The organism is Anaerovibrio sp. (genome assembly GCF_045637405.1).
GTDB lineage: Bacteria > Bacillota > Negativicutes > Selenomonadales > Selenomonadaceae > Anaerovibrio.
On sequence record NZ_JAZTZI010000153.1, the window covers coordinates 1 to 15559 of the forward strand.

Genomic DNA, 15559 nt, shown 5'->3' on the forward strand with positions numbered 1-15559 from the left:
TATGTATCTTAAAATAGTAATAAAAAGCTATTATGGTCAGCCTATACATTCTATTCTATTGTACCACGAATGTCTAGCACAAACACGGTAAAAAATCAAGAATTGTTATTCATTGTTGTTTGGTATATCCTATATAGGATAGTTTTTTTGAAATTAAGGAAGTGTAATAAATGAAGTTAAAGCACGTTATTAAGCGCTCCGGCGTTGTGGTGGACTACGATTCATCCAAAATTTTCAACGCCATTGCAGGAGCCAGCAAGGCTGTAAATGACTCCTTGTCTACAAGGGATATTCAGAAGGTTGTGGACCAGGTGGAGTCCGCCATTGAGAACTGGGAAAATATCAACGTAGAGGATATTCAGGATATTGTTGAGAAGACTCTCATGGAGCAGGACTACTATGAGATAGCCAAGCGTTATATCATGTATCGTCAGCGCCATGCCAACCGCCGTGAGGCCCAAAAGCATCTCATGAACAGCTATCGGGATATTTTCTTCGCTGATGCTGTGGATTCGGACATGAAGCGTGACAATGCCAATATAAACACCGATGCCTCCATGGGTATTATGCTTAAATTAGGTGCCGAAGGTGCCAAGCATTTCGTAGATAACTACATGCTTCCTGAAGAATTTGCCAAGGCTGACAGGGAAAATTATATCCATATTCACGACAAGGACTTTTCCTTAATCACACTGAACTGCTGCCAGATTGATTTGTTGAAGCTATTCCATGGTGGTTTTTCCACTGGACACGGCTTTCTTCGTGAGCCAAATTCCATCCGTGCTTACGCATCTTTGGCCTGCATTGCTATTCAGTCCAACCAAAATGACATGTTTGGTGGTCAGTCCATCAATGCCTTTGACTACGCCATGGCTGAGGGTGTGCGCAAGACCTTTAAAAAAGCTATAGCTGATGAAGCCTACAAGGCCTGTCTCTACCGCTTTGGTGGGGATAAGCTGACCGCCGCCAAGGAATTCCGTAAGGCATTTATGGAAGCTATGAATTACGAGCAATGCACCTTTACCGATAGTGAGCCAACCGCAACTGAGGATAACATTAAGGCCATTACTGAAGCTCTGAGTAAGGTGCTGCCTACAGATATTATGGAGACCAGCCCGGATTTGAAGCTGGATTCTGCCAATATTTATCGTCTGGCCTGTGATGATACCACCGAGGAAACCCATCAGGCCATGGAGGCACTAATCCATAATTTCAACACCCTCCATTCTAGGGCCGGTGCCCAGGTACCATTCAGCTCCATTAACTATGGTATGGATACCTCTCCTGAGGGGCGCCTTGCCATGCGGGAGGTTATGAACGCCATTATGAGCGGTCTGGGTAATGGTGAAACTGCCATTTTCCCTATTTCCGTGTTCCAGCTTAAGGCAGGGGTAAATTACAATCCCGGGGATCCTAACTATGATCTTTTCCAGCAGGCCTGCAAGACCTCTGCCAAGAGATTGTTCCCTAACTTCGTAAATGTGGACGCCCCATATAACCTCCAATACTACAAGCCTGGCAACTACAACAGCGTAATTGCCACCATGGGCTGTCGTACCCGTACCATTGGCAACGTAAATGGTCCTAGCGAGGTGGGCAGCAGAGGAAACTTCTCCTTTACCACCATTAATCTGCCAATGCTGGCTCTGGAGGCTGACAGAAATATGGACAAATTCTGGTGCCTCTTGGATAAATACATTCAGATCAGCCACGACTATCTCCTGTTCAGACTGCAGACCATTAAGCATAAGCACGTCTATAACTATCCGTTCCTTATGGGACAGGGTATCTGGATGGACAGTGACAAGCTGAAGAATACGGACTCCATTGAGGAAGTATTGAAGCATGCTTCCTATTCCATTGGCTTCTGCGGTTTGGCTGAGTGTCTGGTAGCTCTCATTGGCAAGCACCACGGCGAATCTGAGGAGGCTCAGAAGCTGGGTCTGGAAATCGTGGGCCATATCCGTCAGAAGACAGATGAATATACCAAGTCAGAAAGCATGAACTGGACCTGCTTTGGTACTCCTGCCGAGTCCACTGCCGGTCAGTTCCAGCGGGCAAACCGCAAGAAATTCGGCAAAATTGCCGGGGTTACCGACAGAGATTATATGACCAACAGCTCCCATGTGCCTGTATACTACGACATTAAAGCTTTGGACAAAATCCGCATTGAAGCACCATACCATGAGCTGGAAAATGCTGGCCACATTGCCTATGTGGAGATAAACGGAGACCCTTCCAAGAATGTGAAGGCCTTCAAGGCTCTGGTTCGTGCCATGCACGATGCCAACATGGGCTATTTCTCCATTAACCACCCTGTTGACCGTGACCCTGTCTGCGGCTATACAGGCATTATTGAAAACGAATGCCCACACTGCAAACGTAAGGAAATCATCACCGGACATAAGGTAGTGAAAAGACCTGTGTTTGAATAAAGCAACAAAATAAGTTAACCGTAAAAAACTGGCGCTGACTCGGAATACCGGGCCAGCGCCTTTTAGTTATAAGACACATATTTTAATAATAATATTATTCAGTAAAGAAAGATTCCAACCAATTTTCAAAAACATATTCATCCATAATAGACTTATCCACTTTAACTAGAGGCTTGGACACGAATGATGGAAGTTCATTGATTTCTCTTGTGCCCAATACAAATATATTTTCAGGATTATAAAAAGGATAATTAATAATATCAGTAAAATTAGTAATCAACTTTTTCCCAAAGCACATAGCCTCCATAGGACGCCACGTAATCCCATGTTGCCCTTCTTGTACGATATCTAAAATGGCACGGCAACCTTTTATTCGACCAATAACATCATCATATGAGATACCATCCTTAAAGGTATGTTTTTTATTCCATGGCCAATACATACTGTGTGGGTCACGCTTTATATGAAAATCGCACGACAAACCCATTTCAATAAAATTTTCCTTTAGTTGAAGTAAATAGGCTAATCTATCCTTATCTTGACCAACAAAAAAAATGTCATTTACATCGTTATCACTAATAGAAGCATTAACATTCTCCATCTGGCTGGCATTATTCAATGACATATATGGATAATAGAAATGTTTAAACGGTATGCCATACTTTTTTGCATTTTCCTTATCAAATGTATACATTTCACAATTCAAACCTTTATAATTGCAGGGTTCACACCGATGTCCTGGAAAAATCGTATCCAAATAATATAAGATTACCCTAATATTAGGATTAACTTTGTTTAAGTAGGCTACTATATCTGGGCCTCTACCGCCATCTCCTATAAAAACCGTATCATACTCATTTATGTGTTTTTTCCATTCACCATACCATTTACTCATGTCACTTCCACTAACATGTTCTGCAAATTTAAATTTTTTCTTCTCCCAACCATTTATATCTTTATAAAGAGAGGCACAACGCATTTGAGGATACGTGTCCATATTTTCACAAATATTTAAAAATAATATTTTGTGTTTTTTAAAGATAAAGTCGCTCATCATGTAATCCTTTTCGGTCATTTCATTTATGTGCCGTTTCTTGAATTAGCTTTTCCCAGGTGTCCCAAATTTTATCGTCACTGTATTCCTTCATGGCTTCATGAGCTGCAGTACCCATTTTTACACGAAGGTCCATATCTGACATTAACAGCTCCATCTTTTCTTGCAATGGCTCCACACCATCTTCAACCAAGAAACCATCTACACCGTCATGAACCAATTCATTTACAGCCGGGCAGTTGGCATAGGCTACAGCCGGCAAGCCCACGCTCATGCCTTCAGCAATAGTAAGTCCAAATCCCTCATAGGCACTTGGGAATACAAAAATATCTCCTTGTCTTAGGACAGACTCCACGTCATGGGTTGTACCCATAATTTTTACGCGATCTTGCAAATCTGCCCCATCTATCTTGGACTGCATTTCCTCAGCATAGCCACGACTATGCTCCTTGCCCCAGATTTCCACATCCCAATCGGGGTATTTGGAAGCCAAGGGAATAAACGCCTCAAGCAATAAATGAGGACGCTTGTGGTTACGAGCCAAACGACCAATAAAGATAATTTTATGGTGCCCTACATGTTTTGCTATTTCCTCCTTTGCAAACTGTGGTACCACATTTCCAATAACCACTGTTTTTGTATTTGGATAACGCTTTGTGACTGCTTCCTTGAATGATGGCATCAACACCTGAACCACATCACAATCCTTTATGGCCTGAACCTGCTTATCGGGATAACTGCGGAACCAGTCCTCAGCCTCTCCATGACACATGAGAATAATTGGTATATCTGTCTTGATATCCTGTATATATACCTTGGCCGCTGCTGGCTGAAAGGCAATAATAATATCCGGATTTTCCTTATCCAGAATTGATTTCACATTATCCAACAGGTAATCCTTGGTAAAATCATCATTGACGGAAGAAGCCAGCTTCCTGCTGAAAACCCGCAGTACCTCACGGCGAATCCTATATCTTAAAGGAAAGGTATAGCTGTGGCCATTATAATAATTTATATTATATTGACGAACCTCTTTATTAACAGGAAAGAAGCATTCCCCCTGATTATCATCACTATATACCATGGACACATCATGGCCTCGTTGCTGCATAACATTGGCGAAATTGCAATGTACCTTAGCAGCACCACCGGTATCCCCTACCATTTTGGAAAAATTTGCCAATAAAATTCGCATATATTCCTCCTTTAGAATATTGCAACATGCTTAATTATCTTCAAGACGCATGTCTTTCATAGCCGATGCTATTGAAGCATCTATATTATCCAAAAACTCAAACCGCCTTCTGTAAACAGCACGTTTTCTGGTGGGAACCTCTTCCATAGTTTTCCGTGGTTCTACCAACGGCAATTCATCAAAACGCTCATCATCGGTAGGATGTCCACCAGCCTCTTGCCAAAAGTCACTGAAAGAAGTTTTCAGCTTGCGGTCCATCCGCACATGATTGTTGGCATAATAACCAAAGTTAGTTACTGCATATATCTTTTCCAACCCTAAATTTCTTGCCACAGCCTGAGCTACATATAAGATAAGGTTCTTGGTACGGTATCGATGACACCGATTAGTTATTTTCTTAACTACATCCTTGGCATCATCCATATTGGGACCTTGCATAGCCCCAATCCACATAGCCCATTTACCATTTTTGTCCTTGGCAATCCAAAAAACAATCAGATATAATGCTCTTACATCCAGCCGCAATACTACAGACATCATACCTTCCTTGCGATGACCATCCTCATAGTACAAATACGCCCCAAAATGTTGACCATCTATATCTTCTCCTTGCCATATAGGGAGATTTTTTTTCGTGTAAATGTCCCGAATAACCTCTGCTTTAAGCTTGCCAAGCAAGTAATCAAAATGTTCCTTGACAATCTCTATTCGTTCATCAAATGTGGATTTATTGTAGAAAAAGGCCCTGGTAGGCTGCTCATAAACAAACGGATACAACCTCTGTATTTCTGTCAAAAGGGGCGTGGAGGTAAAATAGCGCTGAAGGTCATTCAATTTTTTTCTATACTTAAGGGAACGCAACAAAAATACATAGTATCGGCGTTTTTCCCTGCCCTTGCTGGTATCATATATCTGCTTCCCCAAAGCAGTATAGCTTTGAAGCTTATTATCACTCATTCATATCAACTCTTCTCCTTGGCCTGTTCAATAACAGGAAGTAAAAAGGCAATTTAAAACAGACTACGAATAAAGGAAGACTTGCTATATTCCTGATTAGCCTTTTCTAATGCATTATTATAATTTGCCTTGTTTGTTTCGTAATTATTTATAAATTCTTCCAACTGATTGCGGAATATTTCATAATCAGTAGTATCAATGTATTCTCCAATGGAGTATTTTTCCATGACCTCAGGATTTAAGGTTCTAGTGGTCAAAACAGGCTTTTTGGCACCAATGGCCGTAAAATAAATAGCACTCCAGTTATAGAGGTATCTTTCGGCTGTGTACGGCAAATATACCACGTCCACAGACTGAATAGCATTGTACCAGTCATCCTTCAACAGCTTGTGTGTAATAAACTCCACACGGCTGTTTTTTTTCCAACCATCTACTATCCTCTCAACCTCCTGACGGTCTTCTTCTGTAGTGGGTGCCAGCTGAATAATGAATTTCACAGGTATTTTGAACTGTGCCCCCGAAATTGAGTCAAGAAGCCAGTCAATATTCTTTTCCCCCTTGCGGTAATGTCCAAAGAACCCGATGCGTAATACATCCCCAGATGATTGAGGCTTACAAGCTGATGGAATCATTACTGGTGGTTTTATCAGCTTAACATTTTCTGGTCTTTCACTACCGAAATCATCCCTAAGTGTAGTGACGCACAAATGAATATTTTTATATGGTAGACATTCCTGGGCCTTCTTTAAGAATTTCGGCTTTTCGCTAGGATTAACACCTAAAAAAATAAAATAAACTGGCACTTTACCACAACGCAGCTTACTTTTTTTTAGAGAACGCAAATAACGATAGGTTGCAGTAGTAAGCAAAATTGCATCTATACCTTCCTTTTCTGCCACCTCAAGCGCTGAATCAAACCATTTTACACGACGAGTTTCCCGTAAATATGAATACCATATCTTTTTTAAACCTTTGACACCATCATAGGAAATAATACTCCCACCAGACAGCTCATATTTAGGTACATCAAAATTTTGGTCCAGCACAGTACCCGCCGGCATCATCATTACCGGCTCATGGCCCGCCTCTTGTAAAGCCTCAATAATAATTCTATCAAATTCCAATTCAAAGCCGGCGCTGGCCTTTACTGTTTCCAGTATAGCAACCTTCATTATTGCTGTTCCCCTTTTCCTATATAGAAATACCTAAGCTTTAAATACTTCAAAAATGTATAATAACCGTGCAATAGGGAAAATACTATACCCATTTCCCCATCCAGAAATCCCCTCTTTATTATATAAGCCCTGATAAAGGCATATATAGGACGAAGTGTTAAGTCCCCCATACCAGCTTTCTTGCCATCCTGATGCATTCTTGCAGCCATCATGTCAGTGTACTGACCTAGCTTACGGAAATAGCTATTCCATTCGTTATAGGTGTGATGATGCATTACCCCCTTAAGGTCATGCTGGGACAACGTTGTTTCTCCCCGCTCATGAACAACACCTACCCAATGCACCTCATCTCGTGGATAAAGGCGGACACACCAATCTGGGGCATGAGCACCGTATTTCATCAGCTTACCAAATAAAACATTCATCCTTTTAATACGGTATACACCAATTCTATCGGACTGAACTATTTCCCTTATTTCATCAGCAGCCTCATTGGTCAGTCGTTCATCTGCATCAAGGTAGAACACCCATTTGGCATTTGTCTGGGTCAAAGCATAATTTCGCTGTCCCGCAAACCCTTCATCTCCCATAGGATGTACCACAAATTTGGCTCCTAAAGCTTCAGCTTTAGCCTGTGTATTATCAGTACTACCGGAATCTATAACTATTATTTCGTCGGCAAATAATGCACTTTTGATACAGTCTTCAATATTTGCTTCTTCATTTTTCGTCAAAATAATAACCGCCAAATCTGACATTTAAACTACATCCTTCTCATTAAAACTTATTTGATACTACCAACAAGGGAATAGTATAAATTACCCCCATCATAGTGTATTCCTTTTACCCCAGCAACCGCCGCACATTCCACATCTCTGGCACCGTCGCCTATAAGATAAGAGGATTTTAGGTCAATATTATGGTCTTTCTGAGCCTTAAAGAGCATTCCCGGCTTTGGCTTACGACAATCGCACTCTATGGCGTATTCATTCACCTTCCCCGCAGGATGGTGAGGACAATAATAAATGCCGTCAAGATGGGCTCCATGCTTTGCCAAATCAGCGTTCATCCAATCATAGAGCTTCATAATGTCACTTTCCGGGTAATAGCCTCTGGCAACTCCGCTCTGATTAGTAATGACAATGGCCAGATAACCATTGTCATTACAATACTTTATGGCGTCTATGGCGCCCTCTATCCATTTAAAGTCTTCAATTTTATGAAGGTAATGAACCTCTTCATTTAGGGTACCATCACGATCAAAAAAAACTGCCTTGTTCATAAAAATACCTATTTGCCGTATTTAAAGTAGCCGCCGGCATCAAGGAAGTCACAATATTCCTTTACGGCCTCATACATATCATAGAAGCCCTGGTCGTAGCCAGCCTCCAGCAGCTTGGTGGTATCGGACTGAGTATAGTTCTGATACTTACCCTTTAACACCTCCGGAAAATCACGGTACTCAATTTTACCTTTGCCCAGTGCCTTGATAACACTATCGGCCACCTCATTGTAGGTATGTGCCTTACCGGTGCCACAGTTATAAATACCGCTTGGCCCCTTATGCTGCCAGAACCAAAGATTTACCTTTACAACATCCTTTACATAAATGAAATCACGCTTCTGACCACCATTTGGCACATCGGTACCATCACTGAACTTGCCCCAGCCTTCAAAAAGACGACATACGCCATCCTTCTTCACCTGATGATACAGCTGATAGAAAATGGAGGCCATATTACCCTTGTGATGCTCCTGGGGACCGTATACATTAAAATACTTCAAGCCCACAATCTGACTCTGGGTATCGGACATCACCTGACGCACATAACGGTCAAACAACAGCTTGGAATAAGCATAAGGATTCAAGGCATCCTCACATTCATCTCCCTCACGGAAGCCGTTTTCCCCAGCACCATATGTGGAAGCAGAGGAGGCGTAGAGGAATGGAATCCGATGCTCCATGCAGAAATGAAGCACTGACTTGGAATACTCGTAGTTGGCCTTCATCATGTAGTTGACATCGTATTCCATGGTGTCGGAGCAGGCCCCCTCATGGAATACCACATCCACATCAACACCATCAAATTCCTTATTTTGAATAGCCGCGAGGAAGTCATCCTTGTGCATATAATCGATAAACTGCAAACCACGAAGATTGCGGTAGGACTGACTCTGTTCCTTGCGGTTATTTAAATCGTCAACGATAAGTATATCACTACGCCCCTGACGATTAAGCTCTTTTACAATATTGCTGCCGATAAATCCGGCACCACCTGTTACGATAATCATTTATTATTTATCCTCCTCAGACGTCATAGTCTGTAAAAGCACGCCCTCAAGCTCATCCTTGCTAACAGCGTAAGTACCCAGCTTGCCCACAACAACACTGGCTGCCAGATTTGCAAGGTATGCAGCTTCACGAGGAATCAGACCTCCTGCGATCCCCAATGCAAATACGGCTATAACAGTATCACCGGCACCGGATACATCAAATACCTCCTGGGACTTTGTAGGAATGTGAACGGCCTCCGTTGGAGTTACCATGGACATACCGCACTCAGAACGGGTGGCAAGTACATTTTTGATCTTGAATTTGCTCATGATATATGTGGCCGCCTGCTTAATAGCTTCATCACGATTTTTAATAGGCTTTTCCAGTATTTCGTTAATTTCCTTTACATTTGGAGTAATGAAATCCGCATTTGTATATTTGTTCCAGTCACGTCCCTTGGGATCCACCAGCACAGGCACATTGGCATTGTTGCACATTTCAATGACACTTTCACAAACCTCATCCGTACAGGCACCTTTGCCGTAATCAGAGAGAATGATTGCATCCACATCATCCAATGACTGTTCCACAAAATTCAAGAGGCGGTTGGCGTACAGAGGCTTTACCGGCTCCGTATCCTCAAAATCAAGGCGAAGCATCTGCTGATGGCCCCCTATAACACGCAGCTTGGTGGTGGTAGGCTCCTCACGGTAAATTATTCCCTTGTAGTCTATGCCACGGGAAATAAACTTATCTACCAAGGTCTGGCAATGGTAATCATCACCCACAAAACCGGCAATAGAGGTTTTACAGCCAAGAAGAGCCAGGTTATGGGCTACGTTGGCAGCACCACCCATGGTGTCCTTGGTGTCAACCACACGGGTAATTGGCACAGGGGCCTCCGGTGATATTCTGGTCACTTCTCCATAGTAATACTTATCCAGCATTACATCACCTACCACAAGAATATGCACCTTGGACATGCCTGAGGTGACAAACTCCTTTAATCTATCCTTGTTTGTGGTCATGATATTACTTCCTCCTTACTCCGCTTTTGTTGCTTCTACGACCCGGCACGTATATGCGCCATACTCTCTTGGCACATTTCCCGCCTTATCTTCGTATTTTTCCAGCAGCTCCCATACATATTTCATAACGGTTTCTGCTGTAATATTCTTCATACAGGCCAAATTCCTGTCTCCCTCATGCGGGCACTGATGAATGCCACATGGGTGGCAGGGTTCAGGACTCTTTATAAGTACATCCTTGGCATCATATGGATAAAATCCCGGTACTGGAGAGGCACCAAACATGGTAACCACCGGCACACTTTGGGAAACTCCCACATGCATAGGACCAGAATCTGTAGTGAGCATAAGAGCACATTTTTTCAGCATGGCTGCCAGCTCTGCCAAGGACAACTTTCCCGTAAATACTTTTATGAGTTCACTGTCCTTATTTTTCATCTGGGAAATGCACTTATTAACAATTTCTGTATCCATGGGGCCACCAAAGAAAGCCACTCCGTACCCCTTATCCAAAAGCTGGTCAGCACATTGGGCAAAATAGCTGTCAATCCATCGCTTGGTTATCCAGCTGGCACCTATGTTAAAGGCCACCACTCTGGTATCCTCCGGGAAGCTGTCCTGCCAGATTTTATCAGCAGAGACAGTATCCTTCTCAGCCACCCACATTTCCAGACCGCCGTCATCGATTTTCTCTATATCAAGTGCTTCCTTCAAAACATTTAAATGGGCATGGACTTGATGCTCCCAGCCTGGTACATATTTATATGGTGGAAACAGATGAAATGGTCCCCAACCTATATGATGGGCCACAGAAGGGTTGTTCATTACCTTTGTAAATAACAGAGAAAATATGGGCTTGCTGTAGCCTACAATAGTCTTGGCCCCACTGAAGGCCGCCAGGGCTGACGCCCTTTCGTTGCGATGAAGATTTATTACCAGGTCATAATTTTTTTGACGTACCTTTTTTATGAATTTTATAAAGGCTGGCAATGCATTATCTGCACCCTTTTTATCTATCAATAAGCACTCATCAATCCATTTATTATGTACCACCAGATCGGCCAGCTTTTTATCTGCCAACAGAGTTATCCTGGATGCTGGATAATTGGCTCTCAGGGTTCTAAGTACAGGGGTAGCCAACATTAAATCCCCAATATGCATTAGATTAATGACCAGAATATTGTTGTAGTTTTTCATGGATATTATATTTATACCTTTACTTATCTTTTTTTAACAGTGCCAACAGCTTTGCTTCAACCTCATCCGGGTGAATCACTGACAAGCACTCCAGCCCCTTAGGACAGGCCCGCTTCCAGCAATATTTACATGGACGGTTAGCCTCAATGGCATTTTCCAACTGTCCGTAAGGACCATTGCGGTTGGCATCAGTAGGTCCCATAACCATTACCGTTGGTTTTCCAAGGCCTGCAGAGAGATGAACCGGTCCGGTATCGCCACCAACTACAGCCTGAGACTGTTGAATAATATAGGCAAGCTGCTTTAATGAGGTCTTTCCCACTAAATTGATTGGTGGAATTTCCGCTGCAGCTTCAATATCTGCCGCCAATGTACCGTCCAAAACACCACCACCGATAATAACCGGAATGATTTTCATACCATAAAGCCAGTCAGACAGCTGGGCATAGTATCTGGTCGGCCACCGCTTATTAGGCCAGTTGGCCCCCACAGCCAGCACCACATAAGGATTCTCCATACGTGCTCCCGCCTGCTGCATGACTCCTTCAGCACCTATACGGTCACGCTCTGTGATTTCCATGGGAAATACCACATTTTCCACTTTACAGCCCAAAGCTCTGGCCACGTCCAGATAACGCTCCACAATGTGACCATTGGAATTAGGACCAACTACCGGACGGCTTATCTTATGGGACATTTCCCGCATGTTACAGGTACCAATACGAAGACGGGCCTTGGCATTCCAAACAATTGCTGCGGATTTAAAGAGGCCCTGTAAATCCAGGGAAGCATCATAACGATCTGCCCTGATTATCTTGGAAAAAGGTCCATAGTTTTTAAAAAAACCCTTAAAGGACTTAAATTTCTTCTTTTCAAATACAATAATCTTGTCTATATATGGGTTGTCCTTTAACAAATCGTAGGCCGGTGGCTCCACTACCCAGGTAATTTTTGCATCCGGATATGTCTCCTTAATGGCGTAGGACACCGGCAGGGCGTGAATCACATCACCAATGGCACTAAGCTTTACTACAAGAACATTTTTTACATTAGCCATTGCTGTCACCTGCCTGAATTTTATTGATGATATTGGTAGTGGAACGTCCTTCAACCAAAGTTACCAGCTCCACCTCACCGCCGTAGGATTTGACGATTTGTCCCTCCGGCAGGGTATCCAAGGTATAATCCCCACCCTTGACATAAACATCTGGATGGACCTTGGTAATAAGCTCCTCAGCTGTAGGCTCATCGAAAATTACCACATAATCTACGCACCCCAAGGCATCTGCCACCTCAGCCCTGTCCGCCTGACAGTTTATTGGCCGTCTAGGCCCCTTAATGCGCCTTACAGAGGCATCACTGTTAAGTCCCAGCACCAGGCAATCCCCAAAGGAACGGGCTTTTTTTAAATATCTTACATGACCTGCGTGAAGAATATCGAAACAGCCATTGGTAAATACCACCTTCTGTCCGCCATCCCGCAGGACCTTACAAAAATCTTCTATTTTTGAACCGTCTATAAGCATAATAAATACCTTTAAGCAAGGGGTTCCCCTTACATATGTTTAGTAATATAATCTCTAAGCTCTTGGGCATTAACGGTGGAAGTACCCATTTTTCTTACGGCAATCCCGGAGGCTATATTTGACAAGGTCGCTGCTGTCAATGGCTCCACTCCTGCTGCCAAGGCCAATATAACTGTAGCCACACAGGTATCGCCGGCACCGGAAACATCAAAAACCTCACTCTTATCGGAAACAGGAATATTTTCCACACTGCCGTCAGCCATAAACAAGGTCATACCCTGTTCACCACGGGTGATAAGAGCTCCCTTGGCTTCCATTTTTTTCAATAGCTCCTTGCCGGCAGCTATAAGCTCCTCCTCATTATTCAGAGTGCGTCCCACGGCGCTGGCCAGCTCTGCATCATTTTGCTTAATAAAAACCACTGTTTTAAAGCGGAGAATATCATAGCGTGAATCCACAATGGTAGGAATATCATTCTGATGACAATAGTCAAAAATCTGCTTTTTTAGCTTATCCGTAATGGTACCACTGCCATAATCGCTGAGGACTACTCCCTTAACCTTTGGCAGCACCTCTGCCAAATACTGGGACATAGCATTCTCATGCTCCGAGGACATGGGTTCCTTGGTTTCCTTGTCAATGCGGACAATCTGCTGGCTCACAGTAGTTCGTCCCCCGGCAATAACCCGGGTCTTGGAAATGGTATCACGGCTGGCATCCTTTATAAATCCTGCCACATCCACCCCGCGGCCTGTAAGGATTTCTGTAAGCCCCCTTGCACCATTGTCATCACCTAATAGGCCTGCGGCGTGAACATAACCACCAAGGGTTGCCGCGTTATTTACCACATTTGCCGCACCACCGGCCACCACCTTTTCAGCAGCCTGCTCCAGAACCAATACAGGTGCTTCCCGGGAAATGCGGGAAATGGTGCCCTCAAGGTAGATATCAGCTATCATATCGCCGATTACCAAAACCTCTGAGCCCTGGATTTTATCTATAGCATTTAATAATTTTTCCTTATCCATTATCGGCTCCTTAATTACCAAGGATTGAACTGTAATGTTACATTTATCTGATGACGCTTAACACGATAACGGGAAATCAACTGGAGACAATGGAAGTCATGCAACCAGTAAAGATCCATATCCGCCAATGATCTATCATTCATATCAAAAGCGGAACCAACCACTACTCTATCATGATCACTAAACTTATAGCTAAAGCCTGCAGCCAACTTACGTGAATAACTGTCCAGATCATAATCAAAGAGGGAATTCTTGGTATTGGCCTGGGAATAGCTATATCTGGTGTAGTATGACCATCGTTTATCCACATCACGGCGCAACAAGGCTGCATAGCCAAAGCCTCGTATACTGGAATCATCGGCAGATTCATTTGTAATGGAATAGCTGGTACTCAAATCCAGTTTATGGTTGCCACCTAAATTAATTGTATTATGGCTTAAAGAAATTCCATAATAGGTGTGGATACTATGGATATCATTCTGAGTCCACTTACCACGTTCATAGCTAAGCCCCAAGGTGAATGGCCAATCCCCCAAAGGAATCGATTTGGAATATGTAAAAGAAGGCTCCTTCTTTACCCATTTATTGTTGGAGCTTTCATAGTAACCATACAAAACCTTAAAAGTACCCAACATATTGTTGTGAACCAAATCGGCATGGCTGCGGAAGCCATGCTTACCTGTGTATTTAACCTCCGAATCTATATACAGCTGTTTAGCTAAATCATAACGGAAGTCCTTGCTGATCCACCAGCCATCATCATTGGTATAACCCACCTTAGGTAAGTCAGTCTGGTCATCCTCTTTATCCAATCTAAAGGTGCGCTTCTTGGTGGAATAAACCGGCACATGCCCCAACCAGAATTTCAGATCATAACAGATCATCTTATCCCCGGGATAAACCTCAATTTTAGAGGCTGATGTATGATAATCTGGATTTATGGCTGAGCACTTGGTCATAGTGCCATCATAAATCACGATTTTGTCTGGATACATTTCAATGCGCTTGCCCTTGATATACTCATGGTCAATCTTACCACTGGCGTCTTCCATACTACCGGTCTTTTTGCCATAGTTATACTGGATTTTATAGCCATCCATAACAATTTTGGCCTGTCCCGGAGTCATCTGAACCATATGTCCCTTTCCTGGTACATTGACTTCAGTATTTTGTATATTACCGTTGACCTCTTCGGTCTGAAAGCGCTGGGCGTCCAGAGATGTAATATTTACCTGACCCGTGGCATAAAAGTCACCATTACGCTGGTCATAGAAAAGCTCGTCACCTTCCATCGCCACAGGAACATTTTTGGTAGGATCCAATGGGTCACGCAGATTTTTTCGCATTTCAAAAGCATCATGTACCAGCTGCTTCTGCTCGTCTGCTATGGCATTTTCCCTGGCGGAGCGTTTATTGTTTTCCAGATAATCCAGTACATCCGCATTTGTATCAGTGCTGGCAGTATATTTGGATGCGTCTGCTACTTGTGGCAAAACCAAGCTAATAGCCATCAATCCGGCACACAGCAGTGCCTTGGTATTTCTTTTCATCAAATGTATCCCCTATCTATAAATGGGCACAATTGCCCTTAATTGCATACATACTCTACTATATGATACTCCATTTAACCATATAACACAAGAAAGCCCCTTTCGATAATGATAATTTATCGAAAGAGGCTCTATGACT

14 protein-coding genes are annotated in these 15559 nt (G+C 43.0%); 1 reads left to right on the forward strand and 13 read right to left on the reverse strand.

The window, feature by feature from the left end; all coding sequences use genetic code 11:
• The first annotated feature begins 170 nt into the window (after window positions 1-170).
• Window positions 171-2435: an anaerobic ribonucleoside triphosphate reductase gene (locus ACKI5G_RS10335; protein ID WP_407400106.1), complete on the forward strand. Its 2265-nt coding sequence runs from the start codon at window positions 171-173 to the stop codon at window positions 2433-2435.
• 94 nt (window positions 2436-2529) lie between these two features.
• Here ACKI5G_RS10335 and ACKI5G_RS10340 read toward each other — a convergent pair whose 3' ends face one another.
• The 13 genes from ACKI5G_RS10340 to ACKI5G_RS10400 form a co-directional block, all read right to left on the reverse strand.
• Window positions 2530-3492 (reverse strand): hypothetical protein, encoded by a 963-nt coding sequence (locus ACKI5G_RS10340; protein ID WP_407400108.1) that lies wholly within the window; start codon window positions 3490-3492, stop codon window positions 2530-2532.
• Between the two features lie 19 nt (window positions 3493-3511).
• Window positions 3512-4684 (reverse strand): glycosyltransferase, encoded by a 1173-nt coding sequence (locus ACKI5G_RS10345; RefSeq protein ID WP_407400110.1) that lies wholly within the window; start codon window positions 4682-4684, stop codon window positions 3512-3514.
• Between the two features lie 30 nt (window positions 4685-4714).
• Complete coding sequence (locus ACKI5G_RS10350; RefSeq protein ID WP_407400112.1) at window positions 4715-5641, reverse strand: VirK/YbjX family protein; 927 nt, start codon at window positions 5639-5641, stop codon at window positions 4715-4717.
• 53 nt (window positions 5642-5694) lie between these two features.
• Window positions 5695-6813 (reverse strand): glycosyltransferase, encoded by a 1119-nt coding sequence (locus ACKI5G_RS10355; RefSeq protein WP_407400114.1) that lies wholly within the window; start codon window positions 6811-6813, stop codon window positions 5695-5697.
• Window positions 6813-7574, reverse strand: coding sequence for a glycosyltransferase family 2 protein (locus ACKI5G_RS10360; protein WP_407400116.1), 762 nt, complete (start codon window positions 7572-7574; stop codon window positions 6813-6815). The genes ACKI5G_RS10355 and ACKI5G_RS10360 overlap by 1 nt, the downstream gene beginning before the upstream one ends.
• A gap of 26 nt (window positions 7575-7600) precedes the next feature.
• Complete coding sequence (gmhB, locus tag ACKI5G_RS10365) at window positions 7601-8098, reverse strand: D-glycero-beta-D-manno-heptose 1,7-bisphosphate 7-phosphatase (RefSeq protein WP_407400118.1); 498 nt, start codon at window positions 8096-8098, stop codon at window positions 7601-7603.
• An 8-nt stretch (window positions 8099-8106) separates the two neighbouring features.
• Window positions 8107-9108 carry an ADP-glyceromanno-heptose 6-epimerase gene (gene rfaD, locus ACKI5G_RS10370; RefSeq protein ID WP_407400120.1) on the reverse strand — a complete coding sequence of 334 codons (1002 nt, stop codon included), beginning with the start codon at window positions 9106-9108 and terminating at the stop codon, window positions 8107-8109.
• Between the two features lie 3 nt (window positions 9109-9111).
• A complete protein-coding gene (rfaE1, locus tag ACKI5G_RS10375; protein ID WP_407400122.1) occupies window positions 9112-10119 on the reverse strand; it encodes a D-glycero-beta-D-manno-heptose-7-phosphate kinase in 1008 nt (335 codons plus the stop codon).
• Between the two features lie 15 nt (window positions 10120-10134).
• The gene (locus ACKI5G_RS10380; RefSeq protein ID WP_407400124.1) at window positions 10135-11262 is read right to left on the reverse strand and encodes a glycosyltransferase family 9 protein; all 1128 of its coding nucleotides are present in this window, start codon (window positions 11260-11262) and stop codon (window positions 10135-10137) included.
• Window positions 11263-11335: 73 nt separating this feature from the next.
• A complete protein-coding gene (locus ACKI5G_RS10385) occupies window positions 11336-12373 on the reverse strand; it encodes a glycosyltransferase family 9 protein (RefSeq protein ID WP_407400126.1) in 1038 nt (345 codons plus the stop codon).
• Entirely contained in the window at window positions 12366-12842 is a 477-nt protein-coding gene (rfaE2, locus tag ACKI5G_RS10390) for a D-glycero-beta-D-manno-heptose 1-phosphate adenylyltransferase (protein ID WP_407400128.1), read from the reverse strand. Before rfaE2 ends, ACKI5G_RS10385 begins: the two co-directional genes overlap by 8 nt.
• 29 nt (window positions 12843-12871) lie before the next feature.
• Complete coding sequence (locus ACKI5G_RS10395) at window positions 12872-13870, reverse strand: bifunctional heptose 7-phosphate kinase/heptose 1-phosphate adenyltransferase (protein ID WP_407400130.1); 999 nt, start codon at window positions 13868-13870, stop codon at window positions 12872-12874.
• Window positions 13871-13884: 14 nt separating this feature from the next.
• Complete coding sequence (locus tag ACKI5G_RS10400) at window positions 13885-15420, reverse strand: LPS-assembly protein LptD (protein WP_407400132.1); 1536 nt, start codon at window positions 15418-15420, stop codon at window positions 13885-13887.
• Window positions 15421-15559: the final 139 nt, after the last annotated feature.

Excerpts from the sequence above, each read along its gene's own strand:
- ACKI5G_RS10355 (WP_407400114.1), bottom strand. The coding sequence starts at position 6,813 with ATGAAGGTTGCTATACTGGAAACAGTAAAGGCCAGCGCCGGCTTTGAA.
- ACKI5G_RS10335 (WP_407400106.1), top strand. The coding sequence starts at position 171 with ATGAAGTTAAAGCACGTTATTAAGCGCTCCGGCGTTGTGGTGGACTAC.
- ACKI5G_RS10385 (WP_407400126.1), bottom strand. The coding sequence starts at position 12,373 with ATGGCTAATGTAAAAAATGTTCTTGTAGTAAAGCTTAGTGCCATTGGT.
- rfaD (WP_407400120.1), bottom strand. The coding sequence starts at position 9,108 with ATGATTATCGTAACAGGTGGTGCCGGATTTATCGGCAGCAATATTGTA.
- ACKI5G_RS10360 (WP_407400116.1), bottom strand. The coding sequence starts at position 7,574 with ATGTCAGATTTGGCGGTTATTATTTTGACGAAAAATGAAGAAGCAAAT.
- ACKI5G_RS10345 (WP_407400110.1), bottom strand. The coding sequence starts at position 4,684 with ATGCGAATTTTATTGGCAAATTTTTCCAAAATGGTAGGGGATACCGGT.
- rfaE1 (WP_407400122.1), bottom strand. The coding sequence starts at position 10,119 with ATGACCACAAACAAGGATAGATTAAAGGAGTTTGTCACCTCAGGCATG.
- ACKI5G_RS10350 (WP_407400112.1), bottom strand. The coding sequence starts at position 5,641 with ATGAGTGATAATAAGCTTCAAAGCTATACTGCTTTGGGGAAGCAGATA.
- ACKI5G_RS10400 (WP_407400132.1), bottom strand. The coding sequence starts at position 15,420 with ATGAAAAGAAATACCAAGGCACTGCTGTGTGCCGGATTGATGGCTATT.
- ACKI5G_RS10340 (WP_407400108.1), bottom strand. The coding sequence starts at position 3,492 with ATGATGAGCGACTTTATCTTTAAAAAACACAAAATATTATTTTTAAAT.
- rfaE2 (WP_407400128.1), bottom strand. The coding sequence starts at position 12,842 with ATGCTTATAGACGGTTCAAAAATAGAAGATTTTTGTAAGGTCCTGCGG.
- gmhB (WP_407400118.1), bottom strand. The coding sequence starts at position 8,098 with ATGAACAAGGCAGTTTTTTTTGATCGTGATGGTACCCTAAATGAAGAG.
- ACKI5G_RS10380 (WP_407400124.1), bottom strand. The coding sequence starts at position 11,262 with ATGTTGGCTACCCCTGTACTTAGAACCCTGAGAGCCAATTATCCAGCA.
- ACKI5G_RS10395 (WP_407400130.1), bottom strand. The coding sequence starts at position 13,870 with ATGGATAAGGAAAAATTATTAAATGCTATAGATAAAATCCAGGGCTCA.